The 18550-nt window shown below is 66.3% G+C and carries 14 protein-coding genes and 1 pseudogene; 13 read left to right on the forward strand and 2 right to left on the reverse strand.

From position 1 onward, the window contains the following. Positions 1 to 76: 76 nt before the first annotated feature. From ACYVAG_RS10205 to ACYVAG_RS10220, 4 genes are all read left to right on the forward strand, one after another. Entirely contained in the window at positions 77 to 2035 is a 1959-nt protein-coding gene (locus ACYVAG_RS10205) for a type I restriction-modification system subunit M (protein ID WP_460769380.1), read from the forward strand. Beyond that, positions 2032 to 3321 carry a restriction endonuclease subunit S gene (locus ACYVAG_RS10210; RefSeq protein WP_460769382.1) on the forward strand — a complete coding sequence of 430 codons (1290 nt, stop codon included), beginning with the start codon at positions 2032 to 2034 and terminating at the stop codon, positions 3319 to 3321. Before ACYVAG_RS10205 ends, ACYVAG_RS10210 begins: the two co-directional genes overlap by 4 nt. Next, positions 3318 to 6509: a type I restriction endonuclease subunit R gene (locus ACYVAG_RS10215; RefSeq protein WP_460769384.1), complete on the forward strand. Its 3192-nt coding sequence runs from the start codon at positions 3318 to 3320 to the stop codon at positions 6507 to 6509. The genes ACYVAG_RS10210 and ACYVAG_RS10215 overlap by 4 nt, the downstream gene beginning before the upstream one ends. Before the next feature lie 304 nt (positions 6510 to 6813). Next, positions 6814 to 7212 (forward strand): putative immunity protein, encoded by a 399-nt coding sequence (locus ACYVAG_RS10220; RefSeq protein WP_460769614.1) that lies wholly within the window; start codon positions 6814 to 6816, stop codon positions 7210 to 7212. Here the strand turns inward: ACYVAG_RS10220 and ACYVAG_RS10225 are convergent. Further along, positions 7181 to 8223: pseudogene (locus tag ACYVAG_RS10225) on the reverse strand (IS3 family transposase); the annotation flags it as partial. The gene ACYVAG_RS10220 and the pseudogene ACYVAG_RS10225 overlap by 32 nt on opposite strands. A 68-nt stretch (positions 8224 to 8291) precedes the next feature. Here ACYVAG_RS10225 and ACYVAG_RS10230 point away from each other — a divergent pair. Together ACYVAG_RS10230 and ACYVAG_RS10235 are read left to right on the forward strand one after the other, a co-directional pair. Beyond that, the gene (locus ACYVAG_RS10230; RefSeq protein WP_460769385.1) at positions 8292 to 8552 is read left to right on the forward strand and encodes a hypothetical protein; all 261 of its coding nucleotides are present in this window, start codon (positions 8292 to 8294) and stop codon (positions 8550 to 8552) included. A 112-nt stretch (positions 8553 to 8664) separates the two neighbouring features. Further along, a complete protein-coding gene (locus tag ACYVAG_RS10235; RefSeq protein ID WP_460769387.1) occupies positions 8665 to 9804 on the forward strand; it encodes a threonine synthase in 1140 nt (379 codons plus the stop codon). 146 nt (positions 9805 to 9950) lie between these two features. Here the strand turns inward: ACYVAG_RS10235 and ACYVAG_RS10240 are convergent, their stop codons facing one another. Further along, entirely contained in the window at positions 9951 to 10985 is a 1035-nt protein-coding gene (locus tag ACYVAG_RS10240) for a restriction endonuclease (RefSeq protein WP_460769389.1), read from the reverse strand. A gap of 77 nt (positions 10986 to 11062) precedes the next feature. Between ACYVAG_RS10240 and ACYVAG_RS10245 the strand changes: the two genes are divergently transcribed. From ACYVAG_RS10245 to ACYVAG_RS10275, 7 genes are all read left to right on the forward strand, one after another. Then, positions 11063 to 11572 carry a DUF6998 domain-containing protein gene (locus ACYVAG_RS10245; RefSeq protein WP_460769390.1) on the forward strand — a complete coding sequence of 170 codons (510 nt, stop codon included), beginning with the start codon at positions 11063 to 11065 and terminating at the stop codon, positions 11570 to 11572. Positions 11573 to 11838: 266 nt separating this feature from the next. Beyond that, positions 11839 to 12507, forward strand: a complete 669-nt coding sequence (locus ACYVAG_RS10250; protein ID WP_460769392.1) for a flavodoxin — start codon at positions 11839 to 11841, stop codon at positions 12505 to 12507. 147 nt (positions 12508 to 12654) lie between these two features. Continuing rightward, on the forward strand, positions 12655 to 14346 hold the full coding sequence (locus tag ACYVAG_RS10255; RefSeq protein WP_460769393.1) for an ABC transporter substrate-binding protein: 1692 nt from the start codon (positions 12655 to 12657) through the stop codon (positions 14344 to 14346). Then, positions 14343 to 15281, forward strand: a complete 939-nt coding sequence (locus tag ACYVAG_RS10260) for an ABC transporter permease (RefSeq protein WP_460769394.1) — start codon at positions 14343 to 14345, stop codon at positions 15279 to 15281. The genes ACYVAG_RS10255 and ACYVAG_RS10260 overlap by 4 nt, the downstream gene beginning before the upstream one ends. Further along, a complete protein-coding gene (locus tag ACYVAG_RS10265; protein WP_460769396.1) occupies positions 15278 to 16264 on the forward strand; it encodes an ABC transporter permease in 987 nt (328 codons plus the stop codon). Before ACYVAG_RS10260 ends, ACYVAG_RS10265 begins: the two co-directional genes overlap by 4 nt. Further along, on the forward strand, positions 16257 to 17870 hold the full coding sequence (locus tag ACYVAG_RS10270; protein ID WP_460769397.1) for a dipeptide ABC transporter ATP-binding protein: 1614 nt from the start codon (positions 16257 to 16259) through the stop codon (positions 17868 to 17870). Before ACYVAG_RS10265 ends, ACYVAG_RS10270 begins: the two co-directional genes overlap by 8 nt. A gap of 37 nt (positions 17871 to 17907) precedes the next feature. Beyond that, positions 17908 to 18534 (forward strand): pyridoxamine 5'-phosphate oxidase family protein, encoded by a 627-nt coding sequence (locus ACYVAG_RS10275; protein ID WP_460769399.1) that lies wholly within the window; start codon positions 17908 to 17910, stop codon positions 18532 to 18534. Positions 18535 to 18550 lie beyond the last annotated feature (16 nt).

Here is an 18550-nt window from a genome sequence, read left to right on the forward strand (position 1 = left end):
CCCCTCGATGGCAGGTCGCCGCGACCAACTTGACGTCTGATAGGAGCCGGAACATCCACTGCGAGGAAGTTGAAGCGTGACCAAGCCTGACCCGAACTTCATCTGGTCCATCGCGGACCTCCTTCGTGGCCCGTACCGGCCAAAGGAGTACGGCGCCGTGATCCTGCCCTTCACTGTGCTCGCTCGGCTCGACTCCGTGCTGGCCCCCACTAAGCAAGCCGTGCTCGACGCAGCAGCCGAGTACGGTGAGGGGAGCGCGCCGCTGCTCCGGCACGAGATGCTGCGCCGAGCTTCGGGGCAGACGTTCTACAACACCTCCCCCTTCAGTCTGAGGAACCTCGGCGACGCTGCCAACCTCGCGGCCAACCTCCAGGCCATGATCGAGGGCTTCGACCCGGACGTCTTCGAGGTCTTCCAGCGTTTCGAGATGCCCAAGATCATCCATGATCTGGACGACCGCGACCGCCTGCCTGAGGTCGTGAAGAGGTTCGCAGCACTTGACGTGCATCCCGACCGGGTGAGCAACGCCGAGATGGGCGATGTTTTCGAGGAATTGATTCGACGCTTCATGGAGGCGTCCAAGGACGTGGCGGGTGACTACTTCACCCCTCGCGAGGTCGTCCGACTCATGGTCAATCTGGTGTTCGCCCCCGACGAGGAGGATCTCTCCGACCCGCACGCGATCCGTCAGGTCTATGACCCGACGTGTGGCACTGGCGGCATGCTGTCGGAGGCCCACGAGTGGCTCCAGAGCCACGGGAGCGGCGCGACACTTAACCTGTTCGGTCAAGAGTTCAATGCCCTCTCGTACGCGATGGCGAAGGCCGACCTCATCATCAAGCGGCAGGATGCCCAGAACATCTTCTTCGGTGACACCCTGCTCACAGACGGGCACAAGCACCGCACCTTCACCTACTGCCTGTCCAACCCACCGTTCGGGCAGGAGTGGAAGGTGCAGGAGAAGGCCGTGAAGAAGGAGCGGGTGGACGACGGCGACGAGGGCCGATTCGCAGCTGGATTGCCCAGCGTTGGCGATGGCGCGATGCTCTTCCTCCAGCACTTGGTGTCAAAGATGCGTCCCGCGTCGCAAGGTGGAGCACGCGGTGCCATCGTCCTCAATGGCTCGGCTCTGTTCACCGGGGCCGCAGGCTCGGGGCCCTCGGAGATCCGGCGGTGGCTGCTGGAGAACGACCTGGTGGACGCCATCGTCGGCCTTCCGACCGACATGTTCTACAACACGGGCATCGCCACCTACATCTGGGTGATCGACAACTGCAAGCCCGAGGAACGCCGGGGCAAGGTCCAACTGATCGACGCCACCGCCCAGTGGGTGAAGATGCGTAAGTCCATCGGCGCTAAGCGACGCTTGCTTTCCGCCTCCAACATCGCTGCCATCGTGAGACTCTACGGCGAGTTCAGTGACGCCGACCCAGAGGTCTCCAAGGTTTTCGGCACCGAGGCATTCGGCTATCGCACCATCACTATCGAGCAGCCACTACGACTGGTCTACTCCGTGGACGCAGACACGATTGAGCAGGCCATGGAAGCCAAGCCAGTCGAGGCCCTGGACAAGGAGCAACGGCACCACCTCCGGACGGCGCTGGAGACGCTGGAGCGAGGCCAGGTGTGGACGAGCCAGACGGAGTTCATCAACGTGCTGGGCCCGGCGCTCGGTGCCCACGAGGTGACGTTGAAGCCCGCCGTCTACAAGGCCGTGGTCGCCGCGTTTGCGGCGTCGTCTCCCGAAGGCGAGATCGTCAAGACCCCGCGCGGCAAGTTCGAGGCGGACTCGTCCCTGCGCGACACGGAAAACGTCCCGCTCTCCGAGGATGTAACCGCCTATGTGGAACGCGAGGTACTCCCTTGGGCTCCCCAAGCCTGGGTTGACGGGTTGAAGACCAAGATTGGCTACGAGATTCCGTTCACCCGGACGTTCTACAAGTACGTCCCGCCTCGACCACTGGCGGAAATCGACGCCGACGTGCAGGCTGCTATAGCGCGAGTTCAGGCTCTGTTCGCGGAGGTTCGGGCGTGACGCCAGGCGCGATCTGGCACGGCCCGCTTCCCATTGGTTGGGAATCCGCACCGCTGAAGGCCATGGCTCGATTGAGGCCTGGCGCTACCCCCGACTCGTCAAATGAAGCTTTCTGGTGCGAGCCGGAGGACGGCCTACCGTGGGTTGCTATTGCGGACATGAGCGGCCGGGACGCTGTTTGTGAGACGGTGAAAGGTGTGACTCGTGAGGGTCAAGAGGAGAAGGGCCTCAGCCCGGGTCGACCAGGCACGCTCCTCTTCGCCATGTATGCGAGCGTGGGCGAAGTGGCACGACTGGCCATCCCAGCAACGTGGAACCAAGCAATCTTGGGGCTCACCCCCTACACGGAACGCTCAGTCTCCCGCTATCTCCAGTACGCGCTGATGGCCATTCGGCCCCACCTGGCGTTCGACTTCCGAAGCAACACTCAGAACAACCTCAACGCTTGGCAGGTTGCGCACTTACGGATGCCCTGCCCTCCGGTGAGCGTGCAGCAGACCATCGCTGACTTCCTCGACCGTGAGACGGCACAGATCGACGCCATGATCGAAGCGCAGATGCGGCTGATTGAGGATTTGGAGTCTCGCCAGATCGCGGTGATCAGGCATCTCACCGAGGCAGAGCGAAATGGCTGGCCGGAGGGCCGCGTGAAGCACGTGGGCAACGTGACGCTGGGCAAGATGCTTGCGTCGAAGCCCTCTTCGACCGCTGACACGGAGCAGAAGTACCTGCGTGCGGCCAATATCCAGCCTCTCGGGGCTCTAGACCTGACCGATCTGAAGAGCATGTGGTTCACGCCCGCAGAGGTGAATCGGCTGGATCTTCGCGAGGGAGACGTATTGGTGGTAGAAGGAGGCCAAGGTGGGTTTGGGCGCGCCGCATACCTACCCCGGAGCCTTCCTAGCACCGGCTTCCAGAACTCGATAAACAGAGTCCGGATGCACACTGGAAACTTAGGAAGGTTTCTCTCGTACTCCCTCATCGCTGCTCGCGCTGCCGGACTCATGCATGCCATGTGCCCCGCCGTCTCCATGCCCCACATGACGGCAGAGAAACTCGCTGCCTTTCCAGTGGCGACACCTCCACCGGCAGAACAACGCTTCGCAGTCTCGCGGATTGACGTGGCAATGCAGCAGACGGGACGGACGATCGCTGCTGCCAGGGCAGTCGTAAAGTTACTGCGCGAGCGGCGCGCGGCCGTTATCAACGCTGCCGTCACGGGCAAGATCGACCCCAAGACCGGCGTCGAGCGGATCGACCCGACTACCCAGAGGGAGGCATCGTGACCGAGGCGCACAAGGAACTGGCAATGGAGAACGAGGCCGTCGCCCGCCTACAGTCCAAGGGCTGGCTCTCCGAGGAGGCCAGTAACGCCCGCTACGACAAGAAGCGTGCCCTGTTCCCCGAGGACGTAGTCGCCTGGCTGGAGGCCACGCAGGCTGACGAACTCGCGAAGTTCATCAAGCCGGACATGGACTCCACGCAGCAGGTGAAGGCCCGCGACGGCATCCTGGACGCCCTCGCCATTGCTCTGAATCAGCCGGTGGACAATGGTGGCGGCACGCTCAACATTCTCCGCAAGGGGTTCCGTCGGATCGGGTCACGCTTCTTGATGGCGCAGCCCAAGCCGACGGAGACGATGAACCCGAAGACGGTGGCGGACTACCAACAAAACCGTCTACGCGTCGTGCGGCAGGTGCACTACTCGGTCACGGATGCGAAGAAGTCCATCGACCTAGTGCTGTTCCTCAACGGCCTTCCCGTGGCGACGATCGAGTTGAAGACCGAGTTCACCCAGTCGGTCACCCGGGGACAGGTGCAGTACAAGAACGATCGCAATCCCGGAACGGATGGCAAGGAATTGCTGCTGGCGTGGGGAAAGCGGACACTGGTCCACTTCGTCGTTACCGACAACGAGGTCTCGATGACCACGAAGTTGGATGGCCAGAAGACGACCTTCCTACCGTTCAACAAGGGCGATGGCAGTGGCAAGGGCAACTCCTTGAACCCGAAGGGTGCGCGCACTGAATACTTCTGGGGCGACATTCTCGACAAGGACATGTTCCTGACGATATTGACGAAGTACCTAGTCACACGGCGCGAGGAGAAGCCGAGCCCGATCACCGGTCAGCAGGAGACCTCGACGTCGCTGCGGTTTCCCCGCTTCCACCAACTCTCCGCCGTCGAGAAGATTGTCGGCCACGTCAAGGACCACGGCGTCGGGGATCGTTACCTGATCGAGCACTCCGCAGGCTCAGGTAAGACCGACACCATTGTGTGGACCTCGTTCCGGCTCGCGGCCCTGCATGACGCTGACAACAAGAAGGTCTTCGACTCTGTGATCGTCGTGACCGACCGCAACGTCCTCGACAAGCAGATGACCGATGCTATGCGGCAGTTGGACCCGCGCGGTGCTCAGGTCGTCTCCATCGACGGCGCGGGCTCGTCCAAGTCCAAGGATCTGGCAGACGCTCTGGCCATGCGTACCCCCATCATTGTGGTGACAATCCAGACCGCTCCGTTTGCCCTCCAGTATCTGCGCCAGCAGTCCGACGCCAAGGGAGGACGGTACGCAGTCATCGCGGACGAGGCCCACTCGTCCCAGACTGGGATGGCGGCGTCGAAGTTGAAGGCCGTCCTGAGCCCAGACGAGCAGGAGGCGCTGGCCGATGGAGGCGAGGTCGACACCGAGTCCGTCCTCGCGGCAGAACTGGGCCAGCGTGCTGAAACCCCGAACGTCACGTATCTGGCGTTTACGGCGACGCCGAAGTCGAAGACGCTCGAGCTGTTCGGCACTCCCAATCCCGAGGTGCTGGACGACGAAGGGAATCCCAAGCCCGAGCCGTTCCATCGCTACACGATGCGGCAGGCAATCGAGGAGGGGTTCATCCTTGACGTGCTTCAGAACTTCACCGAGTACAAGGTCGCGTACGAACTCGCACTAAAGACCAAAGACGACGACATCAAGTCGGTCGATAAGGAGGCTGCCCGCAAGGCGGCGGTGAAATGGGTTCAGCTTCACGAGCACAACATCAGCCAAAAGGTTGCGCTGATTGTGGAGCACTTCCGCGACAACGTGTCCCACATGCTTGGCGGTGCCGCCAAGGCGATGATCGTTACCTCCTCGCGCAAGGCGGCCCTGCGCTACTACAACGCCGTCGAGCGCTACATCAACAAGCGCGGATACACCGATGTGCATGCTCTGGTCGCATTCTCGGGCAAGGTCACGGTCAGCAATGATGACCACGACATCGCACCGGACGATCTGCTGGGTATCGGTGAGTACACCGAGGCGAATGTCAACACCGGCACCAAGGGCAAGTCGCTCGCGGACGCCTTCCACGGGCCGAACTACCAAGTGATGATCGTGGCCAACAAATTCCAGGTCGGCTTCGACCAGCCGCTGCTATGTGCCATGTACGTCGACAAGCGACTCGACGGAGTGATGGCCGTGCAGACCCTCTCCCGACTCAACCGGACTTGGGCGGGCAAGGACCAGGTGTACGTGCTGGACTTCGTGAACGCCGGTGAGGACATCTTGGACGCATTCCGCCCGTACTACGAGGGCGCGGAGCTGACGGAGTCCACCGACCCTGATCTGGTCAACCGGATCGCAGCCAAGTTAGATGCCGTGGGGTTGAATCGTGTCTACACCGAGGAGGAGATGGCAGAGGCCAGCGACGCCGTGACCAAGGGCCTGCACAACCTGCTCGCTGCTGCCATCGATCCGGGGGCCAAGCGGTTTACGGCCGCCCTCGACAGCGCACGAGGGGATAAGGGCGATGAGGAAGTCCAGCTGCTGGAAGGTTTCCGCTCCGACTTGTCGAACTACGTCAAGGCGTACGACTTCCTGTCCCAGATCGTCCCTTACGGGGTGGAGATGGAGCAGCGGGCCATCTACTACCGCCTTCTGGCGAAGCGTCTGCGCGACGAGCAGTCTGGGGTGAAGGTACGCGTGACCGACCTCGCCTTATCGCGCTTCAAGCTCACCGACACGGGCAGTCAGGCTCTCGACCTGGCTAAGGGTCAGGTGACTCCGTTGACTCCGCTGGCCGAGATGGGCACTGCTCAGGCTCGCGAGCGTGACCAGGCTGGGTGGGATGAGATCATCGACGCCATAAACAGCCTGTTCGCGGACAGCGGTCTCACGCCCGATGATGCGGTGCAGCAACTGGAACTGACGCTGCGCAAGACGAAGGAGAACGCAAATCTGGTTGCTAAGGCTAAGGCCAACTCCGACCAGGATTTCAACTCCGATCCTGGTGTCGTTGAGGCGTTCCTCTCGACGGTGATCGACATGGCGCAGAGTAGCGCTGACTTCACCACTGCGTTGCTGAAGGACCAGAATCACCAATCGCTGTCAGGGCTGCTTGAGATGCTGGGATATAGGAAGTACCTCGTCTCCGTCGACTACTCATTCCCCGGCGATGCCGAAACTGTGGAGGTCAACGCCGAGAAAGGGCTTGTTCCGTGACCGATCAGTCGGCGACGGATACCGACGGAAGTGACCAATGTTGGTTGGTCAAGCTCACAGCAGCCGACCGGATGGTGGCTAGTTGTACTGACCGGAGACCTTGATCGAGCTGTCAGCGGCACGAGCGGGCGAGCTTAGCCGCCCTCGAAGCGGCCTGTACGCGCCTGTGTGTGAAGCGCCTCGCCGGGGATGGGGCAGGTTGGTGCCATGGATGTTGATCCGGACCTCCACTTCGAGCTGAGTACGAACGAATCAGAGAGGTGACCCGCTTTGCCCTTGCCTCCGCTGAGGAAGCGTTGAGCAGATCGAGCAGCCCGCAGATCCCCGGATTTCCGCGGCACTTGAGGCGGCCCAGCGCTTCACTCTCGGTGAACCGCGGTCCAAGCTGCAACGAGTGGCGGCCCTCGATGCTCATCGAGCGGCGAAAGACGCCGGCAACCCGGTGAACGCCCACACTGCCTCAGCGGCCGGTGACGCCGCGGCGTCGGCCTACCTTCATCCCTTCGCCAAGGGCGACCAAGTGGCACACAAATTGCGAAGCGCAGCGCAGCACACGCTGCGCTGGCCGCGGAAGCGGTTCTCGGCGACCCATCGGCCGTCAACGACGCCCTCGAGCGAGCGCGGCCCCGCGCGACTCGGGACTGCCGCACGAACAGGTGACAGTTGGGGTGTCAGGCCGCGAGGCTCACGGCCGGGTTCATGATGGTCTCGTATTCGATGGGGGTCAATCGGCCCAGACGGGCTTGACGCCGGCGGCGGTGGTAGGTCCGTTCGATCCAGGTGATGATCGCGATCCGCAGCTCCTCTCGGGTTCGCCACCGTTTGCGGTCCAGGACGTTCTTCTGGAGCAGCGAGAAGAACGATTCCATCGCGGCGTTATCACCGGCAGCACCGACTTGGCCCATGGATCCGATGAGGTGGTGACGGTTCAGGGCGTGCACGAATTTCCGTGACCTGAACTGCGATCCTCTATCCGAATGCACGATGCAGCCGGCTGCGTCACGGCGCCTGGATATCGCGTTGTCCAGGGCCTTCACCGCGAGGCGAGCCTTCATCCGGTCGCTGATCGAGTAGCCCACGATCCGGCCGGAGAACACATCTTTGATGGCGCAGAGATAGAGCTTGCCCTCGTCGGTCCAGTGCTCGGTGATGTCGGTCAGCCACAGTTCGTTGACGTCATCGGCGGAGAAGTCCCGCTTCACGAGGTCGTCATGGACCGGCGGACCGGGGCGCTTTCCGTTCTTGCCGCGCTTCTTACCGAACACCGACCACCACTGGTTGTCCCGGCAGATCCTCCACGCCGTCCGCTCACACATCACCTCACCGGCCTCGGCGGCTTCGCTGACGAGGAACCGGTAGCCGTACTCGGGGTCGTCGAGGTGGGCGTCCAGCAGAGCGTTGGCTCGATAGGCCTCGGTCAGCTCGGCTGTGGTGACCTGCTGGCGCCGCCAGCGATAGTAGGGCTGACGGGAGAGCTTCAAGACCCGCAGGGACACCGCGACGGGGATGCCGTCAGCGGCGAGCTCGCTCACGAGCGGGTAGAGCTTTTTCCCGGCAGGTTCGCCTGGGACAGGTAGGCGGCAGCACGGCGCAGGACCTCGTTCTCCTGCTCGAGCAACCGGATCCGCTTGCGGGCATCGCGCAGCTCGGTGGAATCCTCCCGGCTCTTGCCGGGGCGGTTGCCGTCGTCGATGTCGGCTTGGCGGATCCATTGGGACTGCCGGGCGAATAGGTGACATCTGATCTGGCTTGCCCACTGGGCGGCTTGGAAGGATGTGCACCATGCCCGCTCCCTACCCCCAGGAGTTCAGCGATGATGCCGGACTGGAGCAGACCATTCCAGAACATGCCCAAGGGGAGGTTCTTGAGTGCGGCGCCCTTGTCTCGTCCGATGATGCCGTCGCCGATACCGGGCGTCCGCCGGAGCGTTTCGGCCAGTTCACGCTCGTGGGCGTCGGCGCGCCGAGCGAGGCGGTTCCCGCCTGGAGTACGAACCGAGGGATCGCTTCCATGAGTCACGGCGACGCGGCTGGGTGGAAGTAGCAGCCTGAATCGCAGCAGCCGGGCGAACCAGCTTCGCCCGGCTCCTGCGCGGGGCCTAAAGCCTGGACGTATGTGCGCCTTCATGCTTAACGCCCACTGACAGGATGAACCCATGCCCCACCTCATCGATCGCAGCGGCCACGCGTACCCCCTCGACCACACCCGCTGGCGCGGTGACGACGGTTCGCCCCTGATGTTCGACGACCTCCCCGGCATCACCCGCGACGAGGTTGACCTGCGGACGCGTTCGGTCTGGCGCTACCGCGCCGCCCTCCCGGACGCGTTCAACCGCGAGGTCTCCCTCGGGGAAGGACTCACCCCGCTAGTCCCCACCCGCGTCGACGGCGACGAGTTGCTGTTCAAGCTCGACTACTGCAATCCGACCGGCTCGTTCAAGGACCGCGGCGTCTCGACCATGATCACCGCGCTCGCCTCCGCAGGCCAGGCCGAAGCCCTCGAGGACTCCTCTGGCAACGGCGGTTCGTCGTTCGCCGCCTATGCGGCCGCGGCCGGCATCGATGCCCGCGTCCTCGTTCCCCAGGGGACCTCGCCCGCCAAGATCGGGCAGACCCGCGCCCACGGTGCGGAGATCCAGATCGTGCCGGGTACGCGGGACGACTGCTCCGCCGAGGCGCTGCGCCAGGCGGAGAGCCGCGCGTACGCCTCCCACAACTGGCATCCCATGTTCCTGCAGGGCGTGAAGACGCAGGCCTATGAGATCTGGGAGGACCTCGACTTCACCGCGCCGGACACCGTCGTGCTCGTCGCCGGGTCCGGCAGCCAGGTCATCGCGCACGACCTTGCCTGGCACGAGTTGCAGCGATCCGGCGCGATCCCGCAGATCCCGCGGCTGGTGATGGTGCAGCCCGAGAACTGCTGTCCGCTGGTGCGGGCGTTCGAAGTTGGTGCTGATGATGTGAACTCCTCAACTGGCTCGGAGGGCGGATGGAAGCCGACCATGGCCGAGGGGACCGCCATCGGGCGCCCCGTCCGCGACCGCGAGGTCCTCGCGGCGCTGCGGCGCTGCGACGGACTGGCGGTGGCGTGCGCGGAGGACGAGATCGCCGCGGCCACGCGTACGCTCGCGTCCCGCGGGCTGTATGCGGAACCGACGAGCGCGAACGCGTACGCGGGCTATCGGCGACTGCGGGAGTCGGGGGCGCTGGACGGGTCGGGCACCACGATCGTCGTGCTCACCGGATCGGGGCACAAGTCGGCGGCGCGGATGGCGGAGGTATTCGGGGAGGACTGAGCATTGTCTCGCGCAGTGATGGCGCGCGGAGAACTGGGCGTGCTGATCGTCCCTGCGGAGGGTGAGATCAGCGTCAACAGGTGGGCACAACAGCTGGTCGTCGATGCAGACCGAGGCGACAGTCGCAGCGTGCGAGGCGAGAGGTCTCACTGCAATTCGGGAGCTCGATCCACCACTAGGACCGACCGCAGCGGAATGAGCTGTCGCCACTTCGCAGGCAGCGCCGTGTAATGCTGCAGCACCAACTGGGTGATGTCGGCCCCTCCGAACAGTCGTAGGTTTTGGCGCTCGCGCTCCAGGTCGACGGCTTCCTTGCTGTAGGTGCCCAAAGTGACGAAGAGTCCGACTTCGCTGGTGGAGAGCGTGCCGATGAGTTGTTGAACATCGGGGCGCCCGCGTACCGACGTGGTGTGTTTGCACTGAACTTTGATCAGCGGCGGCTCGAGGCCCAACGGGTCCTTGTGTGCGAGTACGTCCACGCCTCCGTCGGCTGTGTATGGAGTGACTCGGGCTTGGTACCCCATTGTCCGAAGGAGATCGGCGGTGAACTGCTCGAACTGTTCGTGGGTGAGTTCATGACGAAGGACCTTCACGATGAAGTCCTGCGTGTGCTGGGCGATCCGATCGGCGTTGGGCTCTTCAGCCGCGTCCGCAGTATCCAGATCGTCCGCGGACACCGCGATGGACGCCTGGGGCGCGTCCTCGAAGGACTCCTCGGATTCCTCCGACATGAACTTCTCGAACACCGCAGCATGCTTGCTGACTTGGAACAGAGTCAGCGCCGAACCGATCTCATACAGAGCCGCCTGAGGGAACAGCCCACGAGCGACACCCGTCCTGAGCCAGCGGACGCGTCGCCGATGCTGGTGGCGAGGGACCTCGGGATGAAACTCATAGGGTCCATCGACGACGCCGAAGTTCAGAGTGCTGTCCGCCTTGTATGGGGCGACGACCAGGTCGCCAGGCGTCATCTCGAAGGCGAAGCGGTACAGGATCCCAGCCCACACAGGGAAAGCGCCAGGTTTACTGGCTGGATAGGTGCGCTCCAGTGCCGTACGGATGGCGGCACGCTCCGGGCCGATCTCACGGAGATCTCCGATCTCCCACCCGATAGACACGAAGCCCTTCTCGACAAGTTCCGCCCCAAGGGCGTCGTTGTGAATCCCCCACATGCGCGTCATGCTGACCTCCGATCAGTTCGGGTGCATCCTTGCACGCAGTGAGGCGTTGACTGCGGCCCGGTCGCTAGGGTCTGGCCATGCGGAACCAACCCCCTCCCGAATCCTGCGGGTTCACTGCGCCAGACGTTCGGACTTGGTCGCTCGCCGACCTCGTCAGCGTGCGCCGGACGATCGACGCCGAACTGGCGCGGCGTGGCTACGTCCGTACGGCGGGATCTCTTGAAGGCGAGTTGATGGAACGCGTTGTTGCGGATGCGTACGGGGGAGAGCTGGCCGCGCCGGGCACAAAGTCCGTCGACGTGTTGCTGGCCGATGGGCGGGGCATCCAGGTCAAAACCAGGTCGTTGCCGCAGGGCGACCTGCGATTCTGGGCGTTCAGCGATCTCGAGTTTGATCTCGCCGTCGTCATCAACATGAGCAGGGAGAACGGGGAGATCGCGTGGGCTCGAGAGTTGACCGCGGATGAGGTGTCGGCGATCGCTCACGCACGGACGGGAGGCGACTATCGCCTTCGAATGGGGGTCGCGCGGGACCGAGGGCTCGATGTGACTGCCAGGCTGAGCCGATCGTTTCACCGACTTGCTTGAACTCGCGGCGAAGGCCATAGGATGCACTCGTTGTCAGCGCCCCAGCCGGAATCCCTTCGGGAGGGTGAAGGAGCGCGCTGTCCGATGTCGCGTTCGAGCCAGCGGGCGATCGGCTCCGGATCCCCGCACGAGGGCGGAAGGGTGTGTGATGGATACATGCAGACCGTCCCGCTGTACAACGGCGTCGAGATGCCGATCCTAGGCTTCGGCGTCCATCAGATCGAGCCAGCTCAGCGGCCGCCGAGTGGGCTGAGAACGGCCCGGAGATGAGCGTCCCACCCCGCGCCGTCACGCGACGCACGCTGCTGGGTGGGGTGGGCGCCGTCGCCGCGGCGGGCCTCGCCGCCTGCACGTCACCATCGCTGACCGGCGGACCCGCCGCGACCCCGAATCGCGGCGGCGCCAACCGCGTCCTGCTCGCCTTTTTCTCGCGTCCGGGCGAGAACTATTGGAACGGGGGCCGGCGTACGCTGGAGGTCGGCAACACGCAGGTGCTCGCGGAACTGATCGGGGAACGGATCGCCTGCGACGTGTACCGCATCGAGGCGGCGGAACCATATCCGGAACGGTACGACCCGACGGTGCGCCGCAACCTCGAGGAGCAGGAGAGCGACGCCCGGCCGACGATGGCGAAGGCCGCTCCTGACATGAGGGGGTACGAAACAGTCCTGCTCGGGAGCCCGATCTGGAACGTGCAGCCGCCGATGATCATGGCCACGTTCGTCGAGGCCATCGAAGCAGCCGGCAAGGACCTCGTGCCGTTCGTCACGTACGCCGTCAGCGGCCCGGGCCAGACCGAGGCCTTCTATGGCGGCCTCGACACGGGCGCTCTGGTCCGGTCATGCCTCGCGATCCGCGGCGAAGAGGTACGCGAACCCGGCCCCGGCCCCGGCGCCGATGTCGACCGGTGGCTGCTGGCCGCTGGGTTGGTCTGATCGGCGTACACGTCTCCCCCCCATCGCGATTCGCAATATCTCCATCGCCCGGCGTAATATTGACATTACGCCCTCATCGTCGACCGCGTGCCCCTTCCGCCCGTCTTCGAGGCGCCCCCGTGCGCCCCCACGCCCAGGAGAATCCCCGTGAATCGTCGCCACGTCCTCGTCGCCGGTCTTGCTGCCGCCGCCCTCGCGGTCACCGGCTGCAACGCCAACCCGCGTACGCCGGCCGGTGGGGGTGCGACCGCGTCCGCCGATGGCGCGACCACCGTGGCGCCCGCCCGCGGTGGCACGCTGAAGGTCCTCTCGGCGAGCAAGGAGATCCACTTCGACCCGGCCATGAGCCAGAACCTCGGCACGTCCGGCATCCACTACATCGTGCGCGGCCTGACGAGCTGGAAGACCGATCCCAAGGCCATGACCCAACTCGCGCCCGACCTGGCCACCGACACCGGCACCACCACCGACGGCGGCCGCACCTGGAAGTTCACGCTCAAGGACAACCTGAAATATGCCGACGGCACCCCGATCGTCGCGGCCGACATCAAGTTCGGCGTCGAGCGCTCCTTCGACGAGCAGCTGCAGGGCGGCCTCGGTTATCACAAGCAGCTCCTGGTCGGCGGTCCGGCCTACCAGGGTCCGGCGCAGGGTCGCCACCTCGACTCGATCGAGGTCCCCGACGACAAGACGATCGTCTTCCGCCTCGACCGCCCGTTCGCTGACTGGCCGTGGGTCGTGTCGATGCCGGCGTTCGCGCCCGTCCCGGCGACGAAGGGGATGGGCATCCCCGCGTACGACCACACCCCGCCCGCGTCCGGCCCCTATCAGGTGCAGGACTATCAGGTCGGCTCCCGCATCACGCTGACCCGCAACCCGAACTGGGACGCCGCGACCGACCCGGTGCGCCCGGCCCATCCCGACCGGATCGTCTATGAGATGGGCCTGAACGCGGAGACCGCCGGCCAGCGCATGGCCGCCGACCAGGGCGACGACAAGAACGCGACCGGCCCCACGGTCAGCGCGGCCCTCATCACCCGCATCAACGCCGATCCCGCGCTCAAGCAGCGCGTCTATGTGTCCCCGTCGGGCCAGGCGAGCTTCCTCGTCATGAACACCACGCGCCCGGGCCTCAACGACGTCGCGGTGCGCCAGGCGATCAACTTCGCGATCAACAAGCAGCAGATCCAGACCATCGCGGGCGGCCCCGTCTACGGCGGCGACATCGCCACGACGATGCTGCCGCCGGGCGTGCAGGGCTATCAGAAGTTCGACCTGTACGCGGCGCCCCCCACCGGCGACGCGGCCAGGGCGAAGGAGCTGCTCGCCGGCAAGACCGTCCCGCGCCTCACGCTGGTCATCGACTCGACCAAGCCCGAACAGGGTACGCAGGCCGCGTCGGTCGCCAACGACCTCAAGGCCGTCGGCATCGAGGTCCAGATCGTCCAGCAGGACACCGACAAGAGCACCGCCACCCTCACCAAGACCGGCGACTTCGACCTCGGCTTCTCCGGCTGGCAGGCCGACTTCCCGTCGGCGTACGCGGCCCTCCAGCCGCTGCTCGCCAGCTCGGAGATCGGTGGGGGCGGCTACAACATCAGCCGGCTCAGCGACCCCGCGATCGACCGCGCCATCAGCGAGGCGGCCGCCGAGCTCGACCCGGCGAAGTCGGCCGAGAAGTGGGGCGCGATCGACCGGATGGCGATGGAGAAGGCGCCCGTCGTTCCCCTGATGTACAAGAAGAACGCGTTCATCTACGGCTCCAACGTCGGCGGCTCCTACATCCCGGTCTATCCGAGCTACACCAACGCCCTCGTGCAGGGGCTCAAGAAGCCGTGACCTCCGACACCGCCGGCGTGGCGGCTCCCGCGCGTACGCCCAGCACCGTCTGGACGCGGCTGCGTCGCAGCCGGCAGGCGATGGCGGGCGCTGCGTGCCTGGCGGCGGTGCTCGCGGTGGGGCTGCTGGCCCCGGTCGTGAGCGCCGTCACCGGGCAGGACCCCAACACCTTCGACGCCACCGCGATCGATGCGGCCGCAGGCGGCGTGCCCATCGGCCCGTTCGGCGGCGTCTCCGCGCGCCACTGGCTGGGGGTCGAGCCCATGACGGGACGCGACCTGCTGGCGCTCATCGCCTACGGGATCCGCACGTCGGTCGGCATCGCCCTCGGCGCCACCGCCCTCGCCGTCACGCTCGGCGTGGTGATCGGCCTGCTTTCGGGCTATCTCGGGGGCGTCGTCGAGGGCGTGCTCGGCCGGTTCGTCGACTTCATGTTCGGCTTCCCGAGCCTGCTGTTCCTCATCGCGATCCAGCTCATCGTGCCGCCGGACTTCTCCAAGCCGCTGCTCATCGTCCTCGCCCTCGCGCTGTTCGGGTGGGCCTCGACCGCGCGCCTGGTCGCAGGGCAGACCAAGGTGGTCGTGGCGCGCGACTATGTGCTGGCCGCCCGCGCGACCGGCGCGAGCCACGCCCAGGTGCTGTTCGGCGAGGTGTTGCCGAACCTCGTCGGGACCGTGATCGTCGTGACCGCGCTGACCTTCCCGCAGTTCGTCGCGACCGGCGCCGGCCTGAACTTCCTCGGCATCGGCGTGGGCCCCCAGACCCCCGAGCTCGGCCGCCTGATCGGCGGCTCGATCACGTGGACCTACACCGGCGCCGACGTCTGGTATCTGCTGTTCCCCGGCTCGGCGCTCCTGCTCCTGGTGCTCGGCGCGATGCTGCTCGGCGACGCGCTCCGCGACGCCTTCGACGTGCGCACCGAGGAGACCCCGTGATCCTCTACACGCTGCGGCGCCTCGTCGCGTCGGTCCTGGTGTTGCTGTTCATCTCGCTCGCGGTCTATCTGCTGTTCTTCTCGTCGGCGACCGACCCGGCGCAGGTGATGTGCGGGCGCCCCTGCTATCCCGACCGGCTGGCGCAGATCCAGGCGTTCATGCAGACCGACCGCTCCGCGATCGAGCAGTGGTTCGCGTTCCTGCAGGGCCTGTTCGTCGGCCGCACCTACGGCAGCGGGCCTGAGGCCGTCACCTGCGCCGCCCCCTGCGTCGGGTTCTCGTTCGAGCTGCGCCAGCCGGTGACCGCGCTGATCCTCGAGCGGCTGCCCGTCACCGCGTCCATCGCGCTCGGGGCGATCGTCGTCGCCGTCGCGCTCGGCATGAGCGGCGGCGTCCTCGCCGCCCTGCGCCGCAACAAGCTGTTCGACCAGGTCGCCCGCGGGATCTCGCTGTTCCTGCTGGCCACCCCGACCTACCTGCTGGGCCTGCTTGCCCTGCTGGTGTTCGGTTTCGCCCTCAACATGGTGCCGATCAGCGGCTATGTGCCGTTCGCCGAGAGCCCGGTCGACTGGGCCTGGCACCTCGTCGCGCCGTGGTTCGTCCTCGGCGCGCTGTTCGCGGCCAGCTATCTGCGGTTCGCGCGCAGCCAGATGCTCGACGAGTTGGGCGCAGACCACCTGCGCGCCCTGCGCGCGACGGGCGCGCCCCGGCGTACGGTCCTGAGGAGTGCGCGCCGCGGGGTCTGGGTGCCGATCGTGACCATGGTCGGGCTCGACATCGCCGGCCTGCTCGGCGGCGCGGTGTTCACCGAGCGCGTGTTCGGCATCCACGGGCTCGGCGAGCTGCTCATCGACGCCGTCACCCGGCGCGACCTCGGCCTGGTCGTCGGCACGGCCCTGTTCGGCGCCGCCCTGGTGATCGTCGCCAACCTCGTCGTGGACATCGTCCACGGCCTCATCGACCCGAGGATCCGACGTGCCTGAGCCGAGCCCAGCCCTGCGCGTACGCGACCTCCGCGTCACCTATGGCTCCACCGTCGCGGTCGAGGGTGCCTCGTTCGCCGTACGCCCGGGCGAGGTCCTCGGGGTCGTCGGCGAGTCGGGGTCGGGCAAGTCGACGATCGGCCTCGCCGCGCTCGGCCTGCTGCCGCCGACGGCGACGGTCACCGGCGAGGTGTTCGTCGGCGACCACGAGATGATCGCGCTGCCGGAACGCGCGCGGGAAGGCGTACGCGGCGGCGAGGTCGCCATGGTCTTCCAGGACGCCCTCGCGGCGCTCAACCCCTATCGCACCGTGGGGCAGCAGATCGGGGACGCGTACCGGCTGCGGCACGACGTGTCGGCCGGGGAGGCGCGGGCGCGGGCGGTCGAGATGCTCACCCGCGTCGGCATGAGCGACCCGGCGCGGCAGGTCGACCGCTATCCCCACGAGTTCTCCGGCGGCATGCGCCAGCGGGCGATGATCGCGATGGCGGTCGTCAACGAACCGCGCGTACTCATCGCCGACGAGCCCACGACCGCGCTCGACGTGACGGTCCAGGCGCAGGTGCTCGCCCTGCTGCGCGAGCTCGTGGACGGGCTCGGCATGGCGATGGTGCTCGTCACCCACGACCTCGGCGTGGTCGCCCAGACCGCCGACACGGTGGCCGTGATGCGGCACGGCGAGATCGTCGAGCAGGGGCCGGTCGCCGACATCTTCGCGCGTCCGCAGCATCCCTACACCGTCGCTCTGCACGCCGCGACGCCGCGGATCGACCAGCCCGGCTCCTCGACCGGGCGGGATCCCGACGGCGACGTCGTGCTGCGGCTCGAGGCCGTCTCCAAGACGTTCCGCGCCCGCCGGTCGGTGTTCTCGAAGCCGGTCGAGACGCGGGCCGCCGACGACGTCACGCTCGAGGTGCGGCGCGGCGAGACGGTCGCGCTGGTGGGGGAGTCGGGGTCGGGCAAGTCGACCGTGTCCCGCATCGCCCTGCGGCTGCTCGACGCAGACTCCGGGCGCATCCTGTTCCGCGGCGAGGACATCACGGGATGGTCGCAGGGCCGCGTACGCCCGCTTCGGCGGGAGATGGCCATGGTCTTCCAGGACCCGTATTCGTCGCTGAACCCGCGCCACCGCGTCGGCACGATCCTCGCGCGGGCGCGCCGCGTCCACGGGTTGCCGGCCGACCGCGACCACATCGCGGACCTGCTGCGGCAGGTGAGTCTCGATCCGGCGTACGCGGACCGCTATCCCCACCAGTTGTCCGGCGGCCAGCGGCAGCGCGTGGGCATCGCCCGCGCGCTCGCGAGCGGGCCCTCGCTGCTGATCGCCGACGAGCCGGTGTCGGCGCTGGATGTGTCGGTGCGCGGGCAGATCATGGATCTGCTCGCGCGGCTGCGCGACGAGCACGACCTGGCGCTGCTGCTGGTCTCGCACGACCTCGCGGTGACGCGGTCGGTCGCCGACCGGATCGCGGTCATGCAGCAGGGGCGGATCGTCGAGCAGGGGCCGGTCGAGCAGGTGTACGCGGACCCGCAGCATGCGTATACGCGGCAGCTGCTGGCGGCTGTGCCGGTGCCGGACCCGGCGACGCGTGGGGGGCGGGATTGACGTTGTGTCGCTGTTGCGCAGAGGCGACGATGAACGCATGACCCTCGATCGCATGACGCGCTATCCCGACCGGAGCTCGACCGATCGCGATGACCTGAATCGGCTGCTGGACGAACAGTTCGTGGGGACGCTGTCGAGCGTGGTGGACGGGATGCCGTGGTCGCTGCCGCTGTTGTTCGTGCGTGACGGCGATCGGATTCTCTTGCACGGCTCGACGGGCGCGGGGTTGCTGCGCCACGTCGCGGACGGGGCTCCGGTGACGTTCACGGTCACGAGCGTCGACGGGATCGTCATCGCCCACAGTGCGTTCGACTCGTCGGCGAACTATCGGTCGGCGGTGCTGCGGGGTGTCGCCGAACCTGTCGTGGGTGCCGCGGCCACCGCCGCGATGGAGCATCTCACCGATGCCTTGATCCCGGGGCGTACGCGGGAGGTGCGCGCGTCCACGCGGCGGGAGCTGGCGGCGACCCTGGTGCTGGCGCTGCCGATCGACGCGTACGTCTACAAGTCTCGCGACGGCCTGGCCGGCGACCCGGACGAGGCGACCGATGCCTGGTATGGCGTCGTGCCCCTGCGTACGGTCGCCGGCGAGCCGCGGCGCGACCCGTCGTGTGCGGCGGAGGTGCCGCCGTCGGTGGAGGCGCTGGTACGCCGGTTCGGTTGAGTCAGCGGCCGAAGGC

The sequence above is a fragment of the Mariniluteicoccus flavus genome, assembly GCF_054776655.1.

What these genes read in the sequence shown, in the direction of transcription:
- ACYVAG_RS10230 (WP_460769385.1), top strand. Translation starts at nt 8,292, where the DNA reads ATGCCCGCTCCCTACCCCCAGGAGTTCAGCGATGATGCCGGACTGGAG.
- ACYVAG_RS10235 (WP_460769387.1), top strand. Translation starts at nt 8,665, where the DNA reads ATGCCCCACCTCATCGATCGCAGCGGCCACGCGTACCCCCTCGACCAC.
- ACYVAG_RS10240 (WP_460769389.1), bottom strand. Translation starts at nt 10,985, where the DNA reads ATGACGCGCATGTGGGGGATTCACAACGACGCCCTTGGGGCGGAACTT.
- ACYVAG_RS10245 (WP_460769390.1), top strand. Translation starts at nt 11,063, where the DNA reads ATGCGGAACCAACCCCCTCCCGAATCCTGCGGGTTCACTGCGCCAGAC.
- ACYVAG_RS10250 (WP_460769392.1), top strand. Translation starts at nt 11,839, where the DNA reads ATGAGCGTCCCACCCCGCGCCGTCACGCGACGCACGCTGCTGGGTGGG.
- ACYVAG_RS10275 (WP_460769399.1), top strand. Translation starts at nt 17,908, where the DNA reads ATGACCCTCGATCGCATGACGCGCTATCCCGACCGGAGCTCGACCGAT.